Source organism: Tenuibacillus multivorans, assembly GCF_900103915.1.
GTDB lineage: Bacteria > Bacillota > Bacilli > Bacillales > Alkalibacillaceae > Tenuibacillus > Tenuibacillus multivorans.
In genome coordinates, this window is the sequence record NZ_FNIG01000008.1 from 24,233 (window position 1) to 46,760 (window position 22,528).

Here is a 22,528-nt window from a genome sequence, read left to right on the forward strand (position 1 = left end):
TTATTTCAACCAACCTTTTTCCTTTATTTTCGATACGGCTTCCACCCGATTTGAAACCTCAAGCTTATCAAATATAACCGAAATGTAATTACGGACTGTTCCGTAGGTTAAAAACAACTCTTTCGCAATTTCTTTTGTACTTTTACCGTCAGCAATTAATTTAATGACTTCAGTTTCGCGTTCCGTTAACGGATTAGGTTCCTCAAAGGCAAGGTCAACAAGTTCAGGTGCATAAACCTTTCTGCCCTCCATAATTGAACGAATCGACCGAGCCAAATCTTCACTCGGACTATCCTTTAATAAGTAGCCACTGACCTGTGCTTTGCGGGCACGGTCAAAATAGCCTGAACGAGCAAAAGTGGTTAATATAATCGTTTTGCAGGGTAAATCGATCATCTCTTCTGCGGCATCAAGCCCACTCTTAACAGGCATTTCTATATCCATAATACAGACATCAGGGATCAATTCTTTTACTAATTCAACCGCTTCTTCCCCGTTCGATGCCTTCCCAACAACCTCCATATCTTCCTCTAATTCGAGTAAAGAACCTAGAGCACCGAGAAGCATTCGTTGGTCCTCCGCAATAACAATTCTAATCATCTTGCTTCCTCCCGTTTGACCCGTCGTGACACATTCGGAATGAGAATTTCAATTTTTGTCCCATTTTGATGGTCGAATTGGACCTCTCCATTAACAAATTCTAACCGTTCCTGAATCCCTCTTAAACCATGCCCCTTGACTTGTCCGCCATGACTAAGACCGACTCCGTTATCTTTTACCAAGAGGCTTAATTCATCATCTGTTTCACGAATTTTAATTTGACACTTGTTCGCTTGACTATGCTTGACGACATTGGTTACTAACTCTTTTAAGCACATACTTACAACATCTTCCACTAAAGCTGGAGACTTTTTCAACTCTTTCACACCACTAAACTCTACTTCAATATCAGCAGCCTTTAATAACTGCGTCACGTGTTCAATTTCATCGTCTAATTTAGCACCGCGCATATCTGATAGCATATCCCGAACTTCTTTTAACGCCGTGCGAGCCGTTTGGTTAATATCAGTAATTTCGTTCTGAGCCGTTCCAGGGTCTCGTTCAATTAGCCTTCTAGCCAAATCACTTTTTAACCCAATTAACGATAGCTTTTGACCTAGTGTATCATGCAAGTCACGTGCAATTCGTTGTCGCTCTTCGTATACCATCAATTGTGAAATCTTTTCATTCGCATCGACTAACTGAGCCTCTAACTTCTGTCGCTTCAGGCGGTTGTATGTATTAATTGGCAGAATGATCACCCCGAGAATAGCAATGACGATGAACGGCAATTGATAACGAAATAGTTCTTCCTGAGTCATGACACTAAATCCAGCTGCCACCATAGTCGTCACGATATGCACAACATATAACGTGATAAATCCACCTTTATGCTTTATGTTTCCTATAAAAAACGCTAAAAACAATGCAAAATAAACATATCCATAAAAGAGCGACATGCCAATGCTAATCAGCATCATAAGCGATACACAAGCGTATAAAAACCAACCATTCGATAAAAACGATAAACGATAAGCCACAAAAAAGACAACGATTAATATAAAGCCCAGAATCACTTCAAGCCATGAGGTTGAGCGGAAAATAAAAAAGAACGGTAAAAAACTAAAAATAATCCAGACGTAAATGTTTATACTTAAATTTTTCGGAAAAATATTATACCAATTTTGCATCAAATATGGGGTCCTTTCATCAACTAGTGTTCTCATTATAACAAAGACGGGCGGGTTACACTTATATAAAGAAAAATCCTTCAATACACATTGAAGGACTTTTCCGGTAAGGTTATACGCTTTCTTTTTGATTCATCACATGATGCTGAGATTCTTTTAATAGTGGTTTGACTCCTTTAAAGCTAACAAACATTTTTTGATCTTCATCATAAAGTCTAAAATGTATCGATTTAAGGCTTGATTTCATCGTAATCGTTGTTGCTTGCTGTAACGGTGGTGTTGATTCATGGGCATCCTCTAAATGATAGTTCGGTACCTTCGGGCTTAGGTGATGCACATGGTGATAACCAATATTCCCAGTGATCCACTGTAATATTCTTGGAAGTTTATAATACGAGCTTCCGTCAATCGCAGCCTTGACGTAATCCCATTCCGCTTCATCTTCGAAATAAGAATCCTCAAATTGATGCTGGACATAAAATAGCCAAATCCCTAGACTTCCCGCTACGAACATGACGGGTATTTGAACGATCAAGAAGTTCTGCAAACCGATTGCTACAATCAAAAGCGCTGCAATGGCAACGATTGATACGTTCGTTAAATACGTATTACGACGCTCTTTTTTCTTCGCATCCTTACGATTCATTCGGTTTGATACGAAAAATAAAAATAATGGTCCAAGTACAAACATGACAAATGGATTTCGATATAAACGGTACTGTAAACGTTCTAATTTTGATGCCTTCACATACTCATTTACGGTCATAATCCACACATCACCCGTTCCGCGCTTGTCCAAGTTACTACTCGTCGCATGGTGGATTGAGTGTTCACGCTTCCACTTTGAATAAGGGAACATCGTTAAAATACCGGTTACGGTCCCTATTAAGTGATTTAGTTTTCGATTTTTAAAGAATGAACCATGACAACAATCATGGAAAATGATAAACGTTCTTACCACAAATCCCGCTGCTAAAATAGACAGTGCTAGTGACAACCAAATAGATACCGAAATCGATTCATATGCCAAATACCATAAAATAAAAAGTGGAGGAATCGTATTGATTAACTGCCATACACTTGCTTTTGCATCAGATTGTTCGAATTGTCTTATGTTTTTCTTTAGTTGAGCTAATTTTGAATGACTCATAACGGCCTCCTTGAAACTTTACTTTAGTATCTACTCCTAATGTTAGTGAAAGGTAGTACCTGACAACAGTCATGAACGTCAGTACTTTTGATTAACAAATGTCATGTTTACATCCGCGGATGAATGATGTATGGATATCTTTTCAAGAAAACGTCACTATTATGAGCAAATAAAGGAAGTCATGGCAGGTATCAATATGAAGAGATGACAAATGTCATATAAAAAAAGAGTGTTCCTCGTTTAAAGAACACTCATTAATAAAACACCACCACTGGAAGCATCGTTAGCGCAACTAAAATTAATGGCAATATCACAATTAGTTTAGTAAAAACCTCTTTGTATCCAAACTCCGGAAAAGGTATTCGAGTAGGGGCAAATATCCAATTACCAATCCGAGTCAATTTTGATTTTTTTATAGAAAAGTCAGGAACGTCTACCTCAAATTGATCCAATTGCTCTTTAAGTTTATCTTCGTTATTCCACATTTCTTTCATAATCTACCACCCCTAACTCTTCTTTTAGTTTACAAACGGACTGTCAATGGTGTCGCCACGTAACAGGAACGCAACTTTGTGATCGGGTGCCATGTCATCAAATGCTTGAAGCCGCTTAACCATTTTCTTCTTCCGTTTATTGTAGGATGTCAGGATAAACTTGAGAAACTGATAATCTAGCTTTTCCTTACAGCCTTCTCCCATATCTGGGCTTGTTTTTCCTATGTTTAATAACCACCTCTTAACAACACGATAAAGACAGACATATAAAGGGAGTTCCAAATAAATAATAGTATCTGCACGTTTCACCCGGATATGATACGTGCTACTATAACTCCCTTCGATAATCCATTCGTCTTGAGTAACAATTTCCTTTTGACTAGCCGCAGACTCTTCTGAAGATACCTCTACCCAATTTGGTTTCCAATGTAGAGAATCTAAATGGTAGACTTTTATCCCCATTTCTTCACCTAATTTTCGTGCAAAAGTAGATTTTCCTACACCTGATGAAACTCCTAATACCATAATGCGTTTCATTGTATCGGCACCTCCACACATTTGTCCTACTCTAAACTAATTTTTTAAATATTTCTTCTTTAGTTTGACATAAGTTTTGTAACGGGACAATTGATTGTTGTGATATGATGCTGTTAGAAATACTATTTTCAAGGAGTGTCACAATGATCCACAAACTAGATTTAAAGACTGAACATTTACATCGTTCATTCAATAAAGATTATGAACCTATATTGACTGTTAATTCCGGAGATACAGTCCAATTAACGACGCCTGATATTCAATGGGGCTATTCCCAATCAAAAGGAGAAGAACGCGTGATGTTTGACTCTAGGGAAAATGAAGAAGTAAACGGTCACCCCATGATTGGCCCAATAAAAATTAATGAAGCAAAAAAAGGAATGGTACTAGAGATAAGAATTAATGATCTCGATCTCGGTTGGTATGGATCAAATTGGGCTGGTGGTTTTAATAGCTGGCAAAACGAAAAACTTGATTTAGCTCATGAAGAAAACGTTCAACTTGATTGGGAACTAGATTCACAAACGATGACTGGAACAACTAAAATAGATGGACGTGAGCTACACGTCGGTCTTCAGCCATTTATAGGTCTTATGGGTGTAGCCCCTGCAGAATCCGGTCTACATATTACAGCTCCACCACGTTATTGCGGTGGAAACATTGATTGTAAAGAACTTGTACGTGGGAGCAGCCTTTACTTACCTATTTCCTGTGATGGTGCCCTATTTTCAATCGGTGACGGCCATGCCGTTCAAGGGGATGGCGAAGTTTCTGGGACAGCCATTGAAGCACCAATGGATTTAGTTGATATTACACTTACCGTTCAAGAAAATATGAATCTGACGATGCCACGTGCATGGACCCCCGCTGGATGGATTACGTTTGGCTTTAATGAGGACCTCAACGAAGCTACAGCCACTGCACTTAATGAGATGGTGAAGTTCATACAAGATATGTATGATATTAAGAAAACAGAAGCAACCGCCTTGGCGAGTGCAGCTGTTGACTTAAGAATTACACAAATTGTGAACGGATCAAAAGGAGTACACGCTATCTTGCCACATGGGGCGATTCGGTAATTGAATAATCGGTTGCTCCTTAAGCTGATGGGACGGTTTCATGCTTTTGCAGGGCCGCCCCCTTGATTTGGCGATTTCCACTTCCCTGATTGGCGAGTCCAGCCTCGTGATTGGCGACTCCAACCTCGTGATTGGCGACTCCAGCCCCGTGATTGGCGACTCCAACTCCCCAAATGGTGAGCTTATAAAAGAAACTGCAACCACTATATAAACGTTCGATTTTTGTCAAAATAATAGTTCTTTTGTCCTGTTGAGATTCTACTAAAAATAGAGATAATTAACTTATATATTTCTCCTAAGGACTTCATTGTTTACTTATAGAAAGGATGGAGCGATTATGGAAGTTAATCAACAAATTCTTCAGGCAGTAACGGAGCTCTCGCAAAACTTTAATGCATTTAAACAGGAAATGTACGAGTTCAGAGATGAGATGTACGCTTTCAAGGAAGAAACCACAGACAAGCTCGACCAACTAGATGATAGAATGGCATTTATTGAAAATAAGGTTCAGGATAATGAGAAAGATATCTATCACGTAAAAAGGCGATTTTTAAAGGGATGAATAGATTCGGTAACAAGCACACCTTTTTTATAAAAGCTCGCCACACTACTAGCTTCCGCAAAGGGCTCACCACTTAGCGAACTTCTTTACTTTTAACCCCGATAAGCATTACAATAAACTACAAACCTATGATTCTATTCAACAAGGATGTGATCAAATGAGTGAACCACGTTTAAACATACCTCCAATTTCGATGTATGCCATTACGGCAAAGCTTTTTACTCATGTGGAGAAAGCCATCGTTTCCGAGTTTGGTCAAGAAGGCCAGAAACTTATCCAACAAGGTGTTAAAATCTTTGGCTTTAAAGATGCAGAGGATATTGCCAAGCAAGCGACAATGGAAAAAGAAAATCATGCGTTATTTAATTATATTCCGAATAACCATCAAGCTAAGAAAAACTTTGAGAATGAAACGATATACGCCTTAATGGCAAAGTTATTTGCTCAAATCACGAAACCGGTCGTTGACGAATTCGGTAATCAAGCCAAGGATGCTGTACGTGATGGTGTTCGCACATTTGGTGAGGAACGCGGTCGTGGTATCGCCCAACGTGCACGGGCTAATGGTGAAGATTACACGATTGATCATTACTTAACCAACTACGATATGGGAAGAAGTGACCTCTTTACCTTCTCGACTGAATACAAACCAAACGAAATAGAACAAAACTTTACCGTATGTCCATTTGGTCAACAATGGGCTGATGACAACATGCACGAATACGGGATTTTATATTGTCAAATGATTGATCCAGCGGTTGCTAGAGGATTTAACCCTAATTTTGAAGTGGAGCATGATCAGTATGTCTTAAGAGAAGGCAACTGTCATTTCAGATTTAAGATGCAGGATCAACAAAATAAATAATGAACGGAGAGAACCAACTCCCTATCTCGGCGAGTTGGTTTCATATTACAGCTGATAGCTTTCTTCTTCAGCAGCTATTCGCTTAACCGAGCCCCATAAATTTTTCAATAAATCTATAGCTAATAAGCTGTTTCTACTTCGAAGGCTATACCTATCACAATACCCACCTATATTTTCAACACGAAATAAGTATACTGTTCATGATGAATGCGATATATTAACGATAGTAAGATTTATTAATTTTTGTAACGTATCAATCGTAGTATCGTCTAACAGTTGATTGGAGGAATCATGATGGTTAAAAATATATTAGTCATAATCGGAATAGTCATTTTTGGAGTTTATTTTTACCAAGCAATTGACATAGAGGAATTTATTCAAAGCCAAAACAATGATAAAGAACAACAGTCCCAAAGAGACCCGATTCAGGAAAAGATTCATCAAATGACGTTAGAAGAAAAAATTGGACAAATGATCATGACTGGGGTTCCAGGTACAACAACTGATGAGCAAACCCTTCATTTAATCAATGAATTTCATGTAGGTGGGTTAATATTTTTCGATCAAAACTTAAAAGATCCTTCCCAAATAACACAATTCCTCAATCAAATTAAATCTGAAAACCAAGACAACCCCCTTCCACTATTTCTAGGCGTTGATCAGGAGGGTGGTCGTGTTCAACGTTTACCAGTATTGCAAGATATTCCGTCAAGCCAAAAAGTCGGAGAAATAGATGATGAAGAATTCTCTTATGAAATTGGTAGGTTACTCGGAAAACAGCTTCACGCTTTTGGTTTCAATATTGACTTTGCACCGGTTTTAGATATTAACAATAATCCGAATAACGTCGTCATAGGTGACCGTTCTTTTGGTAGTACAGCTGAACGCGTAAGCCAACACGGCATCCAAGTCATGAAAGGGTTGCAATCTGAAGGCATTACGCCAGTCATTAAGCATTTCCCTGGCCACGGTGATACGGGAACAGATTCACATTCAGAACTACCCGTGATTAGAAAAAATTTAGAGGAACTCAAAAGTTTAGAATTAATTCCATTTAAGAAAGCGATTGAAGAAGGTGCCGATATGGTGATGGCCGCTCACATTTTACTACCAAAAATTGATGAGCATAACCCTTCATCTCTATCAAAACCTATTATTACTGATGTTTTAAGAAAACAACTAGGCTTTGATGGCGTAGTTGTCACGGATGATATGACCATGAAGGCGATTACCAAATACAATGACATCGAACAAGCAGCGGTACAATCCATTCAAGCTGGAACGGATTTAATCATGATAGCACACGAATATGACCGTGCCGCTAAAACAATTCAAGCCATTAAAACAGCTGTCGAACAAGGTGAAATTACTGAAGAAAGAATTAACAAGAGTGTTCACCGAATTATTGAATTAAAACAGAAATACGACTTAAATAACGAACCTGTTGAACGCGCTAATATCGAGCAACTTAATCAAGAAATTGAAAAATTATTATCCACATATTCATCATTAAAAGGAAATAACTAGAATTTGTCGAATACTTATGTATTGACAATTAAAGGAGTGTTCGACATGTCGTTACATTTAGAATCAGAAAGGCTTTGTTACCGACCATTTACAATGGAGGATGCTCCTAGAATAAAGGAGCTAAGCGGAGATCGTGATATTTCAAAAACAACGTTAAACATTCCGTAGGGGTGGGAGATAAATGGGTTTATATGATATAAAATCGCTATTTGAGTACAACTGGACTATTCGTGAAAAATGGTTTGATTGGTGTCGAGACCTTTCAAGTAAGGAACTCCAAAAAGAAAGAAAAGGTGGTATGAAGGGAATTTTACCCACCTTGTTCCATATCATTGATGTTGAAAATCGTTGGCTTAGAGGATTAGCTAAAGATGAACCCAGAACCCATAATTTTGAGGATTATCATACCCTAGATGCACTGATTGAATTATCTGAGGAAACTAAGGCCTATACGTTAAAATTTCTAAATCACTATAATACTTCTAAGTTAAAAACAGATATACTCCACGGAGTCAACAAACAAGGTGAGGAGGTTTCTTACTTTTACATAGAAGTTCTATTACATGTAGCTGTACACGAGACCCATCATATCGGTCAGCTTTCTGTATGGGCGAGAGAGATGGAGATGGAACCGGTATCGGCAAATTTGATTGGATTAAATCTTTTTAATTAATTCTATAAGTTTTAAATTCAATTGGAGGATTATGCCACTCATATTCCTGAGTGGCACTTATTTATTATAAAGCTATCATTATTTCCCCATCATTTTTTCAATTTCCTTCATATCCTTAGGAACCTTACCGCTAACGATCGCATTCACAATATAATCTTCTTTTTGTTTGGAAACCGGTTTACCAGCAATTTCAGATACTCTTTTCACAACATTTCTTACTGTATGTTCATCTTTAAAATTGGCATTCTGTAACGATTGAGCTAATTGAACGACTTCATTTACATTAACACCGGTTTTTCTTTCAATATTACCAAAGAAATTATTAAACAACACTTATCCCCTCCTTTTATCGCTATCTACATAAATATATGAATTTACAACCCATTTTGTCGCGACATTTGTCATAAGATTTTACAATCGGTTAAGTTTAAATAAATATTTATGACTATTCCGCAATTGCCCTGCCGTATCAGTTATTCGCACATATAATGACTATCGAATACACAAAAGGAGGAAAATGTTATGTCAGATGGATATGGCCATGGAGGCGGCTTTGCTTTAATTGTCGTCTTGTTCATTTTATTAATTATTGTAGGAGCTGCTTGGGGATACGGTGGTTACGGCTATTAAGCCCAATGACAATATAAATCCTATAATTTAAAGCGGTTTAGTTAAAACCAGTGTGTTTAATTTCTAAACACGCTGGTTTAATATTAATGACTACAATGTGAAAGGAGGAAAACAGTGCTCCAATTATTGACATCATTATTAAATAAAAATAATCAGCAAAATGTGATGAATCAAATGCCTCCTCCTGGACCCTTTGATCAAATGATGTTTCCTAGATCTCCTCAATCATTTCAACAAGGTAACGTTCAATCAAAAGGCCTCTTAAACTCAATCTTTAAAAGAGGAAACCAATCAAATATAGATAGCCAGGGTGGGTTTCCAAATGTACCATCACAATATCCGGGTAACCCAGGACAATGGCCTCAAAATTTCGGCCCGTTTATGAACCAATTGCCATCACAAGGAATCGAAAATGTAACGACGAATTCGACTACCAATTCAGGTTTAACCGGGACGCTTAATAATGTTCAGTCAGCCCTGAAAATGGTGGAAAAAACGGCTCCGATTATAAGGCAATACGGACCCATGGTGAAAAATATGCCTGCCATGCTAAAAATGTTAAAGGAGTTTAATAATATGGATGAAGATGAAGGATCTGGTGAAGAAACAAATGAAAGCTCTGAAAAAACCGAATTATCAACTAATGATCAATCCGATAATGACACCGAAAAACCAAACAATACCCGCTCTTCAAATGTCCAAACAACAAGTCGAGAACCGCAAAACAACCATAAAAAAGATGAACCCTCTAAACCAAAATTATATATATAAAAACAGGCGAAAACCTTAGGAGGACACACGAGAATCAACCATATTCATGACTGTGGACTCCTCTTTATTTATCAATGAAAAAAAGTATCCCTAAATATCACATATATTCAGGAATACTTTTATACGTTAGGATTGGGCAAATTCGATTACTTGCTCTTCTGGAATAAACCCTACAGAACGTTTCGTTTCCGCGCCATTTTTGATTAAGACTAACGTCGGAATACTTTGAATCCCATATTGTTGAGCAACATCTGGAGATTGGTCGACATCCACCTTGTAAAAATCTACTGTATCCAATTCTTCATCAACTTTTGAGACCACCGGCCCCAACATTCTACAGCCTGGTCACCAAGTAGCACTAAATTCAAGTACAACCGGTTTGTCCATATGACTAATCAAGTCTTGATATTCTTCTGAAGTTATTGTTTTAGCCATCATAAGCCTCCTTTTTTCATTAGTTTTCTTATGAAAATATTAAGATACCTATATTTAAAATCAAGTTGTAAATCCAGCATTATACATTGTCAATGCAGTTAATTAACCTCTTTTCTATGTCTTTAGCTAGGTTCTTTACAGACTCATCATCAAGCATCTCTATTAAGACAGTCGGTTTTGGCATACCAATTTTTGTTTTACCATTATCATCATAAACCACAATTTTACATGGTAAGAAATAGCCGGCCAATTTATCTTTAGTTAGGACACGCTTAGCTTCATGTGGATTACAAACTTCTAAAACACGATAAGGGACTTCAAAATCCACGCCTTTGTCTTGTAATTTTTCCTGTATATCAAATTGCCATAATACCCCAAACCCTTCATCTTTTAAGGTATTTTCAAGGCGTTTGATTGTGTCCTCTATTGCTTGATTGGATTCAGTCGTATAATGAAACATTATAACACCACCTGAGAATAAAATGTATTTTTCTCCATCTAATATAACCAATCTGTCACTATAAATTCCTTATAAACGAAAACCCATCTTACATAAGGTGAGCTTTCAACATTATATTAAATCTAGCCAAATTTTTATGGCTGAAGCTAATATCAGTAAAGATAAGAACCACTGTAAAAATTTAGTGTTCATCTTTTTCCCAACATTAACCCCTAAAGGTGAAGCAATTAAACTAGCCACGATCATAATGACGGCAGGGACTAGTATTACTTGTCCTGTCAAAATTTTACCTGCAGTCGAACCAATAGATGACATAAACGTAATCGCTAATGAGGTTGCGATGGTCATTCGAGTAGGTATTTTTAATACGACTAACATGATGGGAACTAAGATAAATGCACCAGCTGCACCTACTATACCGGCTCCTACTCCGACGATTAAAGCTAAGATAGTCGCTAATACTTTATTGAACGTAACTTCATTAAACGCCATATCATCTATGCCTTTTTTGGGCATAAACATCATAATGACTGCAATTGTTGCTAATATGGCATATACAAAATTTACTGAGTCTTCAGAGAGTAAACGTGAACCATATCCACCGATAAAACTACCAACCAAAATACTTATACCCATATAAATAATGAGTTCTTTATTTAAATAGCCACCTTTTCGATAAGCCCAAACCCCACCGATTGTGGCGAAAAAGACTTGAACCGCACTTATTCCTGAAACTTCATGAGCTGTAAATGCTGCAAATCCAAATAATGATGGAATATAAAGAAGCAATGGGTACTTAATTATCGATCCACCAATTCCGACCATTCCTGATACAAAAGATCCGGCAAAACCAATTAGAAATATTAAAGCTATAAAAAGCAAACTATATTCCAAACTCAACACCCCCTTGGGTATGATACTGAAGCATATAAATGGGAATTAGTGATAAACAACACTAATTCCCATTTCATTACACTTACTTCACCGCACAACGGTTTGGCCCGATTTCCATTTCACGTTTCTTTTCAGATTCTGGCGAAATTTTACCCATATTCGTTTGACGAATTTCTTGGTAAGCATTTGGTTGTGGCGGTAAGTTCACTGTCACCATTTGACGGAATTCATCTTCATCATCGACGTTCAAACCATGATTTTCTTTGTACAATTCGCCTAGTTTTTTAGCCACTGAACCATCTTCATATAATTCATGGTTGGTCATATAGTGAGCTGGTAATACTACTAAATCTTCGGATAAAGCTTTATAACGTTTATATAACGTTTCACGCAAATCACTAACCCAATCTTCAGCCTTTCCTGCTAAGTCTGGACGACCAATAGAATCAATGAATAAAATATCACCTGACATGAGATAATGATCATCTACGATAAATGAAGTCGATCCAATGGTATGCCCTGGTGAATAGAGCGCTTGAACGCTGATCTTTGATGATCCGATTTGTACATCTTCCCCGTCTTCTAGTGGTCGATAGTTAAATTGAACTTCTGATGCATCCTTTGGCGGTAACCAGTAGATCGCACCTGTCTTTTCTGCAATCTCACGTCCACCCGAAATATGGTCCGCATGTAGGTGTGTGTCAAATACATGTTTAATGGTTGCTTCTTTTTCCTCTGCAAAATCGATAAAAACATCCGTCATTCTTACCGCATCAATGAGGGCTGCTTCACCGTCAGAGATGACCATATATGATAAGCACCCTTTCCCTAAACGGACGAATTGATATAGCTCACCACCATCATTTAAATCTGCTATTTTCACCGGTTCTAAATGTTCACTCCAAGCTTTCATTCCGCCTTCTAATGAATAAACATTGTCAAAACCAGCTTCAACTAGTTGCTCGGCTACAAATTCTGATGATCCCCCTTTGGCACAAACTACAACAACATCTCGGTCAGTCGGAATTTGATCTTTTATAGAGTCAATTCCATCTATTAAATCAAAGTATGGTTTGTTAAGGTATTCAAACTTGTCACCTTCAATTTTCCAATCCGCAAAATCATCTTCATTTCGTACGTCTAAAATAAATAATTCCTCTTTATTAATAACCTTTTTTGCTATTTCTTTTACTGTCATTGTTTTAACAGTCATTTTTATATACCCCCTATGGTATTAATATAGTTAAAAATATATACCTTCCCTAAGGCAAGGCCTTTCCAGTAATGTTGACCACATTATTACTGTTATTTAATATCGCCGTCCCATTCACTCATGCCTGGAACAACGTTGTATACTTTTTCAAACCCTTTGTCACTTAATAATTTTGCTGCCAAATCACTTCGGTTACCTGTACGACAAACAACATAGATTTCATCTTCTTTATTTAATTCATCTAGGCGATTTTCTAATTCCCCAAACGGAATCGAAATCGCATTTGGAATATGACCAAAAGCATATTCAGCCGATTCACGCACATCTAATAATGTGACGTGATCAGAATTTAGCTTCTGCTTTAACTCAGCATTATTTACTTTTTGCTCAAACGAAGCAACATTACCTGTTTCAACTTCTGATGCCTTACGAACATAGTGTTTTAAGACATCGCCTTCTTCAACTGTTCCTAAATATTGATGGCCACTACGTTCAGACCAAGCTTTTAAATCAGCTTTAGAACCTTGGTCTGTTGCCTCAATTAACAACACTTGGCCTGGTTCAATATGCTCAATTTCCTTTCGCGTTTTAACAATAGGCATTGGACATGCCAAGCCTTTTGCATCTAATACGTGATTGACATTAATTTCAGTCATACCGCATCCTCCTGTCAAGTTTATTCAACTGGTCCTTTCCAATCCAACATTCCACCAGCCATGTTCATAACCTTAAACCCTTTACTTTCAAGGTACTTTGTAGCTTTACCACTTCGGCCACCTGAGCGACAAACCATAATATATTCATGACTTTTATCTAATTCATTGTCGCGAAATTCTAATAAGCCAAGCGGAATATTTACCGCACCAGGTATTTTACCTGTTTCAACCTCATCTACTTCACGAACATCAATTAAATGAAGTTGTTCACCATTGTCTAACCTCTTTGCTACTGTTATTGTATCGACTGTTTTCATTTTTAATAACCTCCTGCTTTTAAATGAATAGGTTAATTGCGCCGTCTTCCCCCTCAGCAATATATGCTGCAACGCCACCATATTCTATATCATCTAAAAGTTCTTCTTTTTTTAGGCCTAATAAGTCCATTGTCATCGTGCAGGCAAGCAATGTAATATCCTGCTCTTTTGCCATGTCAATTAAGTCTGGTAAAGGCACAGTATTGTGTTTTTGAATAACACCTTTAATCATTTTAGGACCCATTCCTAAAAACTGCATTTTAGACAATGGCATATTGTTTGCACCACGCGGCATCATTTTGCCAAACATTTTCTCCATGAACGATTTTTTAGGTTGTAATTTTTCATCCTTACGTAACGCATTTAATCCCCAGAACGTATGAAAAATCGTTACATCATGATCGTAAGCGGCGGCACCGTTTGCGATGATATAGGCTGCCATTGCTTTATCATAATCCCCGCTGAAGAGGATAATGTTCGTTTTCTTTTTGTCAGCCAATTTGGATTCCTCCCTTTCCTTAATTTTGTTTAATGATTCTGGAAGAACGTCGTTAAATGTTTAACACGTTTCTTAAATACATATACCCGTACAGGTATATATTATTCCAAAAAAATATTTTAACCTTTTTTAATATAAAACGTAAAAACGCCATCATCTTCATTCATGTCAACCAGTTCGTGACCTGAGGATTTACACCATGCAGTTAAGTCGCTTTTAGACCCAGCATCAGTTGCAACAACTTCAAGAATTTGCCCACTTTCAATTTCCTCAATTGCCTTTTTAGTTTTAACAACAGGCATTGGGCATGCAATCCCTTTTGCGTCTAATGATTTATCAATATTCAATTCAGATTCCTCCTTAAAAGTTTTGTTTTAATACCCACAGGGGTATATTAACCTATAAAATGAAATCCGTCAACAAATATTTTTTGCTAACGGCTTTTAACAAGTAAGTTAACAGCTTCTTTAACTTTTTCTTCCGAGTCCTCACCATTCTCATAAGCTTCTTGAACACATTCAATTAAATTATTACTGACAATCACACCTATTGTTCGATCAATAGCTGTACGACTCGCTGATAATTGCGTAATAACATCTCTACAATCAGAACCTTCTTCCATCAAGCGAAGTACACCGCGTAATTGTCCTTCTAAACGTTTAATTCTATTTTTAACCTTAGCATCGTATTCCATATAGTTGCTTGTCCTCCTTTCTATTCCTTCAACAACACAAGATTAATATGTGTTGGTTCAAATTACACATTCATCTTATACCCGCATAGGTATTTTGTCAAACCAAAAAATATAATCTTTTGAATAATCGTGACGTTAAGGTTTTTACCGAGTTATATTTTATCATTATTAATGATTTTACAATTTAGGCGGAACCTATGTCCGTAAATTTTATGTTTCAACTACTCTAACAAAAATGACACTATCTCTCGCTTTTTTGCGAAAAATAGTGTCGCTGTCCATAATTAATGGAGCATGCCGGACTCGAACCGGCGACCTCTTCACTGCCAGTGAAGCATTCTCCCACTGAACTAATGCCCCCTATTTTTCCAACGCAAATTATAACATAAACCATCATAACATAAAATAGTATTTAGTCCTCAATAAATCTAGCTACATTACCTTTACATGTTTTACATTTCCCTTTTAAGACAATACCATGATCATCATCTTTAATACTATAATCAATAATCGTTGTAACATCTAGGCAAGAAGAACAAAATACATTATCTATTAACTTATCCTGTAAATTTTTCGGTATTTTCGACCACTTTTTAGCAGCATTAAAATCTGATACTGACATATATAAACCTCCAACTATCTAGATATAACCCTATCCTATGATATTCACCTAGTTGCTTAACAACTTTATGTAAGCACTTACTAAAAAATAAATGATTGTTTAAGAAAGGGCTACCTTCCTTTAGAAAATAATCCCATATAATAACTACCACTCAACTTTTTTCCGATATTCAACAGGGTATGGTACAGTTTCACATCGAACATCCCCTTCCGTTCCATTTCGATCTATAGTCAGCGTTAATATTTCTCCAACTTCTGACGTTGTAATCATTCGTTCTAAGTCCTGAAAAGATTCAACCTGCTTCCCATTAACACCCGTTATAACATCCCCTTTATCGATTCCAGCTTTTTCAGCAGGTGTACCTTCCTTAATACCCCGAACTTTAGAACCTTTTTCAACTCTTACGGATGAATGACTAAATCCAAGCCAGGACTTCCAAAAAGTTGGTCTTAAATCCTCCCCGTCCTCAAGCACACGTTTTAGATTTGTCATAAATTGATACGTTCCAAAGGCCATGTTCTCTCTTATCTCTGGTTCGTTTTCTAGACTAGGCATCTCATATTCAATCGTTACACGGACCCCTCCTTTTTCTGGTGTTAGAGTCGTAATAGTTCTTGAATCTTCACCCGTACGTAGGACAAACTTTTCATACTTTACAATTTCTTCAAATGTACCAGAAGTCCAAGCTCCCCACCCGTGGTTGTAGTTCCCTTTCCACTTTCACGAAAATCAATTTCACAATCCCAAGTGTACCAGCGTAATAATTCTTCCTTTCTAGTTAGGGCACGCCAAACCTTCTTTACTGAAGCATCAATCCATATAACTCTTGTTACTGTTTTTGATTTAATCATCGTCTTCCTCCTTATTTTCTACATAATGTTTTAAGTCGACCAATGTTTGGTCTAACATAGCACCTATTTCGTCAATCATTTGCTGATAAGCCACAGCAAACACCTTCGTATTTAATGAGTAAAAACGATACCGTCCTGACTTGCTTTCATGTACAAACCCTTCTTTTTTCAAAATGTTGAGTTGTTTATTAATCGCAGGCTGTGAAATATCAAATTCTTTCACGATATCTGATTGGGTATGCTCATCTTTTGATAGTAGATTAAGGATTTTTCGTCGTGTTGGATCCGCTAACGCACGGTATATATTTCCCGACGTCCTCATCACCTCCAGAAGTTATATAACCATTAAGTTATATATTAAGTAAATTTACATCCAAAGTCAACAATTTTCTGAATTTTAATATTGATTTTTCTTAATACGATATAATGTGTATAAAACCGGTTATGAGGTGGGATTATGCCAATCATTAAACACGAAATCTATATAGAAGCGCCGAGTGATGTTTGCTTTGACCTTGCTAGAAATGTCCAAATACATACTTTAACGACATCTAAAAGTAAAGAAAAAGCTATTGCTGGCGTTACTGAAGGCCTACTCGAAAAAGGCGATAAAGTCACATGGGAAGCTGTTCACTTTGGTATTAAACAAAGTCTGACAGCGAAGATAACTGCGATGGACAAACCCAATTATTTTACCGATATTATGGTTAAAGGGGCATTTAAATCCTTTACGCATAAACACGAATTTATTATACAGCATCAAGGAACAGTAATGATAGATATATTTGACTATCAATCTCCCTTTGGCATACTTGGATCTATAGCTGATAAACTGTTTTTAGAAAGATATATGAAACAATTTCTTGCTAACCGAGCTAGTAAATTAAAACGTATCGCTGAATCTCACAATTAGAAAGGTGATATAAATGTTTAGTCAAAAAGACATTCAGCTTATAAGAAGTCAATCACGTGAAATTGAATCTTCCGGCGAGTTAACGCGTGAAATCTTGGAGTTAATTTATGAGAAAAAACTATTTAAACTATTTGTTCCTAATGAGCTTAATGGGAACATGACTCCATTTCCTGAAGCGATTAAAATATTTGAAGATGCTGCGTATATTGATGGTAGCTTTGGCTGGTTAGTCCAAATAGGTTCTGGTGCGGGATTTTTTGTAACAACTATGAATCCGAAAGTTGCAAAAGATATTTTTTCTAAACGGGATATTTATATAGCTGGAAGCGATCGTCCATCGGGGACAGCTAGAAAAGTTGATGGAGGTTACATCGTTAATGGTGAATGGAAATTTGCTAGTGGTTCAAAGAATGCAACAATTTTTACTGCGAACTGTCAAATTGAGGTAGACGGTGAAATTGTAGGCATGGCTAAAGCTTTTACCTTTACAGCAGAACAAGTCGAAATTATTGAAGATTGGGAAGCGTTCGGGTTAAAAGGAACCAATAGCCATACGTTTCGTGTGCAAGATGTTTTTGTGCCAGAAGAATATACTTTTGATGTTATGAAGCCACATTTTCATTATGATGATCCAGTCTACCATTACCCATTTTTGCCATTTTCAGTAGCTAATATTGCGTCAACAACTATTGGTATCGCCAAACATTTTTTCGAAGAAGCAAGAGCATATGCCGGGAAAAAGAAAGAAACCTGGGATCCTAACCGTTATGAAACGGTAATCGAAAAAATTAAGCAATCAGAACAACCTTATATAAAAGATGTGCAAGCCTTCTATCAGTCCATCGAGCAATCGTGGGATACCCATCTGAATGGGGAGACTGTAACCGATGATCAGCTCATCGATATTATGACAAAAAGCCAAGAGGTTGCACATAGCGCTGTTTCAGGCGCACAAGTTATTTTTCGTTATCTTGGTATGGATGCCATTATGGAAAGCACCGAACTCAATCGAATTTATCGCGATTTACACACCGCTTCACAGCATAAATTATTGGTATCGTATGAATAACTCTAAATTATAATATTTTTTCAAAATAAACTAATCGTTTTTGTCCAAAAATGTTCGTCCAACCAAAAACTCGCTCAAATATCAGCACCCAAATATAAAAATTAGTACACAACCTAAAAATTGTGTGCTAATTTCCACTATCCACTCCGCTTCCTTTCAAATAAAACAATCAATCCAGGCAGTAAAACGCCTCGAATCAAGAATGTATCCAGTAATATACCGATCGCAACAATGAATCCGAAAACAAACAATAATTGTACGGGCTGTGTCATTAAAACAGCGAATGTTGCCGCTAATATGAGACCAGCTGATGTAATGACACCGCCTGTATTAGCAACCGCTAGTTCAACCGCTTGTTTAACACCATGTTTCTTCCTTTCCTCTTGGAACCTTGACACTAACATAATGTTATAGTCAATCCCTAAGGCGACGAGGAAGACAAAGGCATATAAGGGGACTCGATTACTAATTGTATCGATATCAAAGAACAGATTTGTTAAAAACTTGCCTAAACCTAATGCGGCTAGGAAAGATACTATAATCGTTCCCATCATATAAACAGGCATTTTAATGGATCTAGTTAAGACAATTAGCATGATAAATATAAGTATGGTTTCCAATGTGACAATGACAACAACATCACGGTTATTCGCATTACGATCGTCAACTTTGGTTGCTGTCTCTCCAGCGAAGTATAATTCTCCCTCAATTTGATTGTTAGCTAATACGTCATCCGAATTTTGTATGATGGCTTCTAGTTCATCAATCGTTTCGGTGTCATATGGATTTTCTGAAAAAGCTAGGCTGTAATTAATGACTCGTCCGTCTTCTGCTACACCGTTCATTCGAACATTATTGACAAGCGGTTGTTGACTGAGCTGCTCTCGTAAATCTTCTACCTGTTCGTCGTTTAAAGCCTCTTCCCCTTCTAACAGTACCGTCGTTGGAGCCAAATCACCGGGGTCAAATTTTTCTTCTAATATTTGATAACCTGCTCGTGACGGCATATCTTCTGGGAATGAGTTTAGCGTGTTAAACTCATATTTTAAATTGAACAGGTTTAAAGCTGAAGCAATTAAGAAAATACCGACTAACGCAACTGAAATGACGGGTTTACCTGAAACAAGACGCCCAACCTTAAGCCAAAATGAGTTATTTTTGACCAGTTCATCACCCACTCGTGGGATTTTCGGCCAAAAAGATTTCCGACCAAACAGTGTAAACAGTGCTGGAACTAATGTAACCGATGCAAGCATAATTACGGCCATTGTCGTTGCAAAGCTTGGAGCAAAGTTCTGATAATCTCCTAATTGTGCAAAGAATAGTACTAACATTGCAGCTAGAACCGTTCCACCTGAGAAAAAAACAGGCATTCCAGTCCGTCCCATCGCAAGCTTCATCGCTTCATATTTATTTTCCTGTACTTTTAATTCCTCACGAAAACGTGACAACACAAATAACGAATAATCAATAACGGCTGCAAACAATAGAATCGACATGATAGATAATGTCTGATTACTCATTGCCAGTCCGGCTTTACCCATTAGCCCAAGTATTTGCATAGTGGCTTCATAGACAAAAGCTGCCGCTAATAATGGAATAAACGCAAGCAATGGTGAGCGATAAATAATGACTAAAAGAATTAAAATAATACCTATTGTTGAAAAAATTAAGACCAAATCAGCTTGTGAGAATAAGTCAAGTGAATCCGTCGCAATTCCTGCAGGTCCTGTCACGTAAAAACTTAGGTCAGTCGACGCTTCAACAATTCCATTGATTTGTTCATTCGACTCACTCATTTCATCAGTTTCTAATGAGGTTTCATATGTCATCGGAACCATGGCCGTCGTTCCGTCTTTAGAAAGAAAGCTAGACATCGCTTGTGGCGGCAAATCTGACAGTGGAACCATACTTTTCACACCATGAATGGTTTCATTTTGTATTTGATCAACGACGCCGGCCAATTCATCGACATTAATTTCACCCTGTTGATTTTGAAAAACTAACAATGCTAAAGTTCCATCGTCTTCAGCAAAATATTCATCGACTTTTTCATTGGCTATTACGGACGGTGCATCATCTGGTAATGATGCAATCCGCGATACTTCATAATCCTTTGCATTCGGCGCAAAGACTGCCAAAAGCATCGTAATCACTAACCATGAAGTTAATGTTATCCACATCCCTTTTTTAGTCGAGACACGATCAGTTATAGCTTGTAGTAATTTTCTCATCTCAGAATCCTTTCCATTTACATTGAGCCAAAATGACACTGGTGTTACTTTTAATCAAAAAATAAATGACACTCTTGTCATTTTCATTTTCCATCAACGAAACAAGTGTGTCAATTTACTTTAATGAACATTCCATGTCGGATAATTTCCTTAATGGATTTTACCCATTCTTTATGCGGAACTCCATAGTGATTAGGAATTGTAATCGCTTGAAAAATAAACCCTAAAACCAATGAGTCTGGTAAATGCTCTTTTATCTTTTGCTCATCTTTACCTAATTGGATAAAACTTTGCAATGAGTTATACAGTTCAAGATGAAGATGATCCAATCGCTCCTTATGTTCTTTTGCTTTTGAACTCGTATTGTCTGGAACCTGCTGACCAATTTCAATTAGCTGTTGGATTTCGACATTGTCAAACATCAGTTCAAGTAAAAACTCAAGTTGGGTTTCAAAGCTATGAAAACGTTGAATGTCCGTCAAATCCTCTAAAAATATATTCATTTCATATATCATATATTCCATAATCAGTTCTTCTTTGTTTTCAAAGTATTTATAAATCGTCCCGCGTGACACATCTAATTGGCTTGCTAGTATGCTGAACGTAAAGCCTTCATAACCACGTTCTAACAGTAATTCTTTAGTTGACTGATATAGTTCTTCTATTGAAAATTTACGCTGACGAGCCATGTGATCACCTCATCCACATTATAGCAAACTATTATTCTTGGCGACTTAACCAATCCTTGGCTTTATCGTAAAAACCCTCATCCTTCCAGGACATAATCGCTTTTCGTTCACCTGATTTAATAACTTGATCTTGAAAAAATAGGTCAGCCAAATAATACCCTAGTCTGCTGTAACCAAATTGTTTTCCACCGTTAATGGAAAACCACTCTCGAAACATGTCCTTAGATGTTTGGTTAAAAAAGTCTTCCCGAAATGCATCTTTTATTCGATTTTTATGTGTTTCGGCAAACGCTAACCATTTCGACCCTTCATCATCGTAAGAAAAATAAATAGATGGATTTAAATTCGGAATAATACACCTTGATAAGTACGTTGCTGTCCCTTCTTGACTTAACCATGTTAAAGGACTATCCCAACGTACCTCAGACCAATTTATACCCGCTTCATTAGACAATATATTCTGTGCAGCATGACCAAATTCATGCGCTACGATCACTTTCAAATGATTCACATTCGGAGATAGCCGCTCTAAGGCAAATGTTATATTTGGGACATATTGTCGATGTGTATAGGCATTGGAACCATATCCTCCGACAATTAAATTAATATCAATCGGAAATGATACACCATACAACCCTTCGTATCGATATCCCACTTCAGCTATAATCGGTTTGATATTTTGATGTACCTGCTTAATTTGATCAAATGAGTCTGGATATCTTTGAATGGACTGTCCAAGCCTATCATCTGTATTTTGACAATGATAAGCAAAATATTCATCAAAAATATCCGGATATTGACGATAATACGTTTTGAGAAACTCAATATTCGGTTTATAATTTTCCATAAAAAATGGTACCGTATCGACAATCTTCAATTATATCACTCCCCCATTCAATATATCGCTAACGCTATGAATTTTCAATTTAACAGAAACTTAAAATTCATACACTTTACATTACTT

31 protein-coding genes, 1 tRNA gene and 1 pseudogene are annotated in these 22,528 nt (G+C 37.1%); 10 read left to right on the forward strand and 23 right to left on the reverse strand.

The window, feature by feature from the left end:
* The 5 genes from BLP77_RS11840 to BLP77_RS11860 form a co-directional block, all read right to left on the reverse strand.
* Complete coding sequence (locus tag BLP77_RS11840; protein ID WP_093857350.1) at positions 1-600, reverse strand: response regulator transcription factor; 600 nt, start codon at positions 598-600, stop codon at positions 1-3.
* Positions 597-1,730: a sensor histidine kinase gene (locus tag BLP77_RS11845; protein ID WP_093857351.1), complete on the reverse strand. Its 1,134-nt coding sequence runs from the start codon at positions 1,728-1,730 to the stop codon at positions 597-599. The genes BLP77_RS11840 and BLP77_RS11845 overlap by 4 nt, the downstream gene beginning before the upstream one ends.
* Positions 1,731-1,842: 112 nt before the next feature.
* A complete protein-coding gene (gene desA, locus BLP77_RS11850; protein WP_093857352.1) occupies positions 1,843-2,880 on the reverse strand; it encodes a Delta(5) desaturase DesA in 1,038 nt (345 codons plus the stop codon).
* A gap of 254 nt (positions 2,881-3,134) precedes the next feature.
* Positions 3,135-3,374, reverse strand: a complete 240-nt coding sequence (locus BLP77_RS11855; RefSeq protein ID WP_093857353.1) for a hypothetical protein — start codon at positions 3,372-3,374, stop codon at positions 3,135-3,137.
* Between the two features lie 24 nt (positions 3,375-3,398).
* Positions 3,399-3,911 carry a P-loop NTPase family protein gene (locus tag BLP77_RS11860; RefSeq protein WP_093857354.1) on the reverse strand — a complete coding sequence of 171 codons (513 nt, stop codon included), beginning with the start codon at positions 3,909-3,911 and terminating at the stop codon, positions 3,399-3,401.
* 143 nt (positions 3,912-4,054) lie between these two features.
* Here BLP77_RS11860 and BLP77_RS11865 point away from each other — a divergent pair, with 143 nt between their 5' ends.
* From BLP77_RS11865 to BLP77_RS11890, 6 genes are all read left to right on the forward strand, one after another.
* Entirely contained in the window at positions 4,055-4,990 is a 936-nt protein-coding gene (locus BLP77_RS11865) for an acetamidase/formamidase family protein (RefSeq protein ID WP_093857355.1), read from the forward strand.
* A 337-nt stretch (positions 4,991-5,327) separates the two neighbouring features.
* The gene (locus BLP77_RS11875; RefSeq protein WP_093857357.1) at positions 5,328-5,552 is read left to right on the forward strand and encodes a hypothetical protein; all 225 of its coding nucleotides are present in this window, start codon (positions 5,328-5,330) and stop codon (positions 5,550-5,552) included.
* Between the two features lie 157 nt (positions 5,553-5,709).
* Positions 5,710-6,417, forward strand: coding sequence for an L-2-amino-thiazoline-4-carboxylic acid hydrolase (locus BLP77_RS11880; RefSeq protein ID WP_093857358.1), 708 nt, complete (start codon positions 5,710-5,712; stop codon positions 6,415-6,417).
* 294 nt (positions 6,418-6,711) lie between these two features.
* The gene (gene nagZ / locus BLP77_RS11885) at positions 6,712-7,944 is read left to right on the forward strand and encodes a beta-N-acetylhexosaminidase (RefSeq protein WP_245686870.1); all 1,233 of its coding nucleotides are present in this window, start codon (positions 6,712-6,714) and stop codon (positions 7,942-7,944) included.
* 45 nt (positions 7,945-7,989) lie between these two features.
* The gene (locus tag BLP77_RS16140) at positions 7,990-8,112 is read left to right on the forward strand and encodes a hypothetical protein (protein ID WP_261753347.1); all 123 of its coding nucleotides are present in this window, start codon (positions 7,990-7,992) and stop codon (positions 8,110-8,112) included.
* Positions 8,113-8,125: 13 nt separating this feature from the next.
* Positions 8,126-8,617 (forward strand): DinB family protein, encoded by a 492-nt coding sequence (locus BLP77_RS11890; RefSeq protein ID WP_245686871.1) that lies wholly within the window; start codon positions 8,126-8,128, stop codon positions 8,615-8,617.
* 78 nt (positions 8,618-8,695) lie between these two features.
* Here the strand turns inward: BLP77_RS11890 and BLP77_RS11895 are convergent, their stop codons facing one another.
* Positions 8,696-8,947, reverse strand: a complete 252-nt coding sequence (locus BLP77_RS11895; RefSeq protein ID WP_093857456.1) for a stage VI sporulation protein F — start codon at positions 8,945-8,947, stop codon at positions 8,696-8,698.
* Between the two features lie 192 nt (positions 8,948-9,139).
* On the opposite strand from BLP77_RS11895, the gene BLP77_RS11900 reads away from it, so the two are divergent.
* Together BLP77_RS11900 and vrrA are read left to right on the forward strand one after the other, a co-directional pair.
* Complete coding sequence (locus BLP77_RS11900) at positions 9,140-9,247, forward strand: YjcZ family sporulation protein (RefSeq protein WP_093857360.1); 108 nt, start codon at positions 9,140-9,142, stop codon at positions 9,245-9,247.
* A gap of 114 nt (positions 9,248-9,361) precedes the next feature.
* On the forward strand, positions 9,362-10,018 hold the full coding sequence (gene vrrA, locus BLP77_RS11905; RefSeq protein ID WP_093857361.1) for a VrrA/YqfQ family protein: 657 nt from the start codon (positions 9,362-9,364) through the stop codon (positions 10,016-10,018).
* A gap of 126 nt (positions 10,019-10,144) precedes the next feature.
* Here the strand turns inward: vrrA and BLP77_RS11910 are convergent, their stop codons facing one another.
* From BLP77_RS11910 to BLP77_RS11975, 14 genes and pseudogenes are all read right to left on the reverse strand, one after another.
* Positions 10,145-10,351, reverse strand: a complete 207-nt coding sequence (locus BLP77_RS11910; protein ID WP_093857362.1) for a thioredoxin domain-containing protein — start codon at positions 10,349-10,351, stop codon at positions 10,145-10,147.
* A gap of 181 nt (positions 10,352-10,532) precedes the next feature.
* Entirely contained in the window at positions 10,533-10,913 is a 381-nt protein-coding gene (locus tag BLP77_RS11915; protein ID WP_093857363.1) for a DUF302 domain-containing protein, read from the reverse strand.
* 111 nt (positions 10,914-11,024) lie between these two features.
* Positions 11,025-11,807 (reverse strand): sulfite exporter TauE/SafE family protein, encoded by a 783-nt coding sequence (locus BLP77_RS11920; RefSeq protein ID WP_093857364.1) that lies wholly within the window; start codon positions 11,805-11,807, stop codon positions 11,025-11,027.
* 82 nt (positions 11,808-11,889) lie between these two features.
* Positions 11,890-13,020: an MBL fold metallo-hydrolase gene (locus tag BLP77_RS11925; protein ID WP_093857365.1), complete on the reverse strand. Its 1,131-nt coding sequence runs from the start codon at positions 13,018-13,020 to the stop codon at positions 11,890-11,892.
* Between the two features lie 92 nt (positions 13,021-13,112).
* The gene (locus BLP77_RS11930; protein WP_093857366.1) at positions 13,113-13,676 is read right to left on the reverse strand and encodes a sulfurtransferase TusA family protein; all 564 of its coding nucleotides are present in this window, start codon (positions 13,674-13,676) and stop codon (positions 13,113-13,115) included.
* 20 nt (positions 13,677-13,696) lie between these two features.
* On the reverse strand, positions 13,697-13,993 hold the full coding sequence (locus BLP77_RS11935) for a rhodanese-like domain-containing protein (protein ID WP_093857367.1): 297 nt from the start codon (positions 13,991-13,993) through the stop codon (positions 13,697-13,699).
* Between the two features lie 19 nt (positions 13,994-14,012).
* Positions 14,013-14,492, reverse strand: coding sequence for a DsrE/DsrF/DrsH-like family protein (locus BLP77_RS11940; RefSeq protein ID WP_093857368.1), 480 nt, complete (start codon positions 14,490-14,492; stop codon positions 14,013-14,015).
* A gap of 119 nt (positions 14,493-14,611) precedes the next feature.
* A complete protein-coding gene (locus BLP77_RS11945) occupies positions 14,612-14,839 on the reverse strand; it encodes a sulfurtransferase TusA family protein (RefSeq protein WP_093857369.1) in 228 nt (75 codons plus the stop codon).
* Between the two features lie 86 nt (positions 14,840-14,925).
* Entirely contained in the window at positions 14,926-15,186 is a 261-nt protein-coding gene (locus BLP77_RS11950) for a metal-sensitive transcriptional regulator (RefSeq protein WP_093857370.1), read from the reverse strand.
* 288 nt (positions 15,187-15,474) lie between these two features.
* A tRNA-Ala gene (locus BLP77_RS11955) sits at positions 15,475-15,546 on the reverse strand.
* A gap of 52 nt (positions 15,547-15,598) precedes the next feature.
* Complete coding sequence (locus BLP77_RS11960) at positions 15,599-15,808, reverse strand: hypothetical protein (protein WP_093857371.1); 210 nt, start codon at positions 15,806-15,808, stop codon at positions 15,599-15,601.
* Positions 15,809-15,952: 144 nt separating this feature from the next.
* A complete protein-coding gene (locus BLP77_RS11965) occupies positions 15,953-16,324 on the reverse strand; it encodes a PDZ domain-containing protein (RefSeq protein WP_342668929.1) in 372 nt (123 codons plus the stop codon).
* Positions 16,325-16,333: 9 nt separating this feature from the next.
* Positions 16,334-16,659: pseudogene (locus BLP77_RS16195) on the reverse strand (SRPBCC family protein); the annotation flags it as partial.
* The gene (locus tag BLP77_RS11975; RefSeq protein ID WP_093857374.1) at positions 16,652-16,981 is read right to left on the reverse strand and encodes an ArsR/SmtB family transcription factor; all 330 of its coding nucleotides are present in this window, start codon (positions 16,979-16,981) and stop codon (positions 16,652-16,654) included. The gene BLP77_RS11975 and the pseudogene BLP77_RS16195, both read right to left, overlap by 8 nt.
* A gap of 135 nt (positions 16,982-17,116) precedes the next feature.
* Here BLP77_RS11975 and BLP77_RS11980 point away from each other — a divergent pair, with 135 nt between their 5' ends.
* Together BLP77_RS11980 and BLP77_RS11985 are read left to right on the forward strand one after the other, a co-directional pair.
* A complete protein-coding gene (locus tag BLP77_RS11980) occupies positions 17,117-17,572 on the forward strand; it encodes an SRPBCC family protein (protein WP_093857375.1) in 456 nt (151 codons plus the stop codon).
* Positions 17,573-17,585: 13 nt separating this feature from the next.
* Entirely contained in the window at positions 17,586-18,641 is a 1,056-nt protein-coding gene (locus BLP77_RS11985; protein ID WP_093857376.1) for an acyl-CoA dehydrogenase family protein, read from the forward strand.
* Positions 18,642-18,778: 137 nt separating this feature from the next.
* Here BLP77_RS11985 and BLP77_RS11990 read toward each other — a convergent pair whose 3' ends face one another.
* The 3 genes from BLP77_RS11990 to BLP77_RS12000 all read right to left on the reverse strand — a co-directional run bounded on the left by BLP77_RS11990 (position 18,779) and on the right by BLP77_RS12000 (position 22,441).
* Positions 18,779-20,875, reverse strand: a complete 2,097-nt coding sequence (locus BLP77_RS11990) for an MMPL family transporter (protein WP_093857377.1) — start codon at positions 20,873-20,875, stop codon at positions 18,779-18,781.
* Between the two features lie 110 nt (positions 20,876-20,985).
* Complete coding sequence (locus BLP77_RS11995; protein ID WP_093857378.1) at positions 20,986-21,564, reverse strand: TetR/AcrR family transcriptional regulator; 579 nt, start codon at positions 21,562-21,564, stop codon at positions 20,986-20,988.
* A 31-nt stretch (positions 21,565-21,595) separates the two neighbouring features.
* Complete coding sequence (locus BLP77_RS12000) at positions 21,596-22,441, reverse strand: hypothetical protein (protein WP_093857379.1); 846 nt, start codon at positions 22,439-22,441, stop codon at positions 21,596-21,598.
* Positions 22,442-22,528: the final 87 nt, after the last annotated feature.

Bases quoted from the DNA above. Each gene is read 5' to 3' on its own strand.
- BLP77_RS11995 (WP_093857378.1), bottom strand. From the start codon at position 21,564: ATGGCTCGTCAGCGTAAATTTTCAATAGAAGAACTATATCAGTCAACT.
- BLP77_RS11930 (WP_093857366.1), bottom strand. From the start codon at position 13,676: ATGACTGAAATTAATGTCAATCACGTATTAGATGCAAAAGGCTTGGCA.
- nagZ (WP_245686870.1), top strand. From the start codon at position 6,712: ATGGTTAAAAATATATTAGTCATAATCGGAATAGTCATTTTTGGAGTT.
- BLP77_RS11900 (WP_093857360.1), top strand. From the start codon at position 9,140: ATGTCAGATGGATATGGCCATGGAGGCGGCTTTGCTTTAATTGTCGTC.
- BLP77_RS11950 (WP_093857370.1), bottom strand. From the start codon at position 15,186: ATGGAATACGATGCTAAGGTTAAAAATAGAATTAAACGTTTAGAAGGA.
- BLP77_RS11985 (WP_093857376.1), top strand. From the start codon at position 17,586: ATGTTTAGTCAAAAAGACATTCAGCTTATAAGAAGTCAATCACGTGAA.
- BLP77_RS11960 (WP_093857371.1), bottom strand. From the start codon at position 15,808: ATGTCAGTATCAGATTTTAATGCTGCTAAAAAGTGGTCGAAAATACCG.
- BLP77_RS11890 (WP_245686871.1), top strand. From the start codon at position 8,126: ATGGGTTTATATGATATAAAATCGCTATTTGAGTACAACTGGACTATT.
- BLP77_RS11880 (WP_093857358.1), top strand. From the start codon at position 5,710: ATGAGTGAACCACGTTTAAACATACCTCCAATTTCGATGTATGCCATT.
- BLP77_RS11990 (WP_093857377.1), bottom strand. From the start codon at position 20,875: ATGAGAAAATTACTACAAGCTATAACTGATCGTGTCTCGACTAAAAAA.
- BLP77_RS11845 (WP_093857351.1), bottom strand. From the start codon at position 1,730: ATGCAAAATTGGTATAATATTTTTCCGAAAAATTTAAGTATAAACATT.
- BLP77_RS16140 (WP_261753347.1), top strand. From the start codon at position 7,990: ATGTCGTTACATTTAGAATCAGAAAGGCTTTGTTACCGACCATTTACA.
- BLP77_RS11965 (WP_342668929.1), bottom strand. From the start codon at position 16,324: ATGGCCTTTGGAACGTATCAATTTATGACAAATCTAAAACGTGTGCTT.
- BLP77_RS11975 (WP_093857374.1), bottom strand. From the start codon at position 16,981: ATGAGGACGTCGGGAAATATATACCGTGCGTTAGCGGATCCAACACGA.
- desA (WP_093857352.1), bottom strand. From the start codon at position 2,880: ATGAGTCATTCAAAATTAGCTCAACTAAAGAAAAACATAAGACAATTC.
- BLP77_RS11855 (WP_093857353.1), bottom strand. From the start codon at position 3,374: ATGAAAGAAATGTGGAATAACGAAGATAAACTTAAAGAGCAATTGGAT.
- BLP77_RS11910 (WP_093857362.1), bottom strand. From the start codon at position 10,351: ATGTTGGGGCCGGTGGTCTCAAAAGTTGATGAAGAATTGGATACAGTA.
- BLP77_RS11860 (WP_093857354.1), bottom strand. From the start codon at position 3,911: ATGAAACGCATTATGGTATTAGGAGTTTCATCAGGTGTAGGAAAATCT.
- BLP77_RS11865 (WP_093857355.1), top strand. From the start codon at position 4,055: ATGATCCACAAACTAGATTTAAAGACTGAACATTTACATCGTTCATTC.
- BLP77_RS11875 (WP_093857357.1), top strand. From the start codon at position 5,328: ATGGAAGTTAATCAACAAATTCTTCAGGCAGTAACGGAGCTCTCGCAA.
- BLP77_RS11935 (WP_093857367.1), bottom strand. From the start codon at position 13,993: ATGAAAACAGTCGATACAATAACAGTAGCAAAGAGGTTAGACAATGGT.
- BLP77_RS11980 (WP_093857375.1), top strand. From the start codon at position 17,117: ATGCCAATCATTAAACACGAAATCTATATAGAAGCGCCGAGTGATGTT.
- BLP77_RS11915 (WP_093857363.1), bottom strand. From the start codon at position 10,913: ATGTTTCATTATACGACTGAATCCAATCAAGCAATAGAGGACACAATC.
- BLP77_RS11840 (WP_093857350.1), bottom strand. From the start codon at position 600: ATGATTAGAATTGTTATTGCGGAGGACCAACGAATGCTTCTCGGTGCT.
- BLP77_RS11925 (WP_093857365.1), bottom strand. From the start codon at position 13,020: ATGACTGTTAAAACAATGACAGTAAAAGAAATAGCAAAAAAGGTTATT.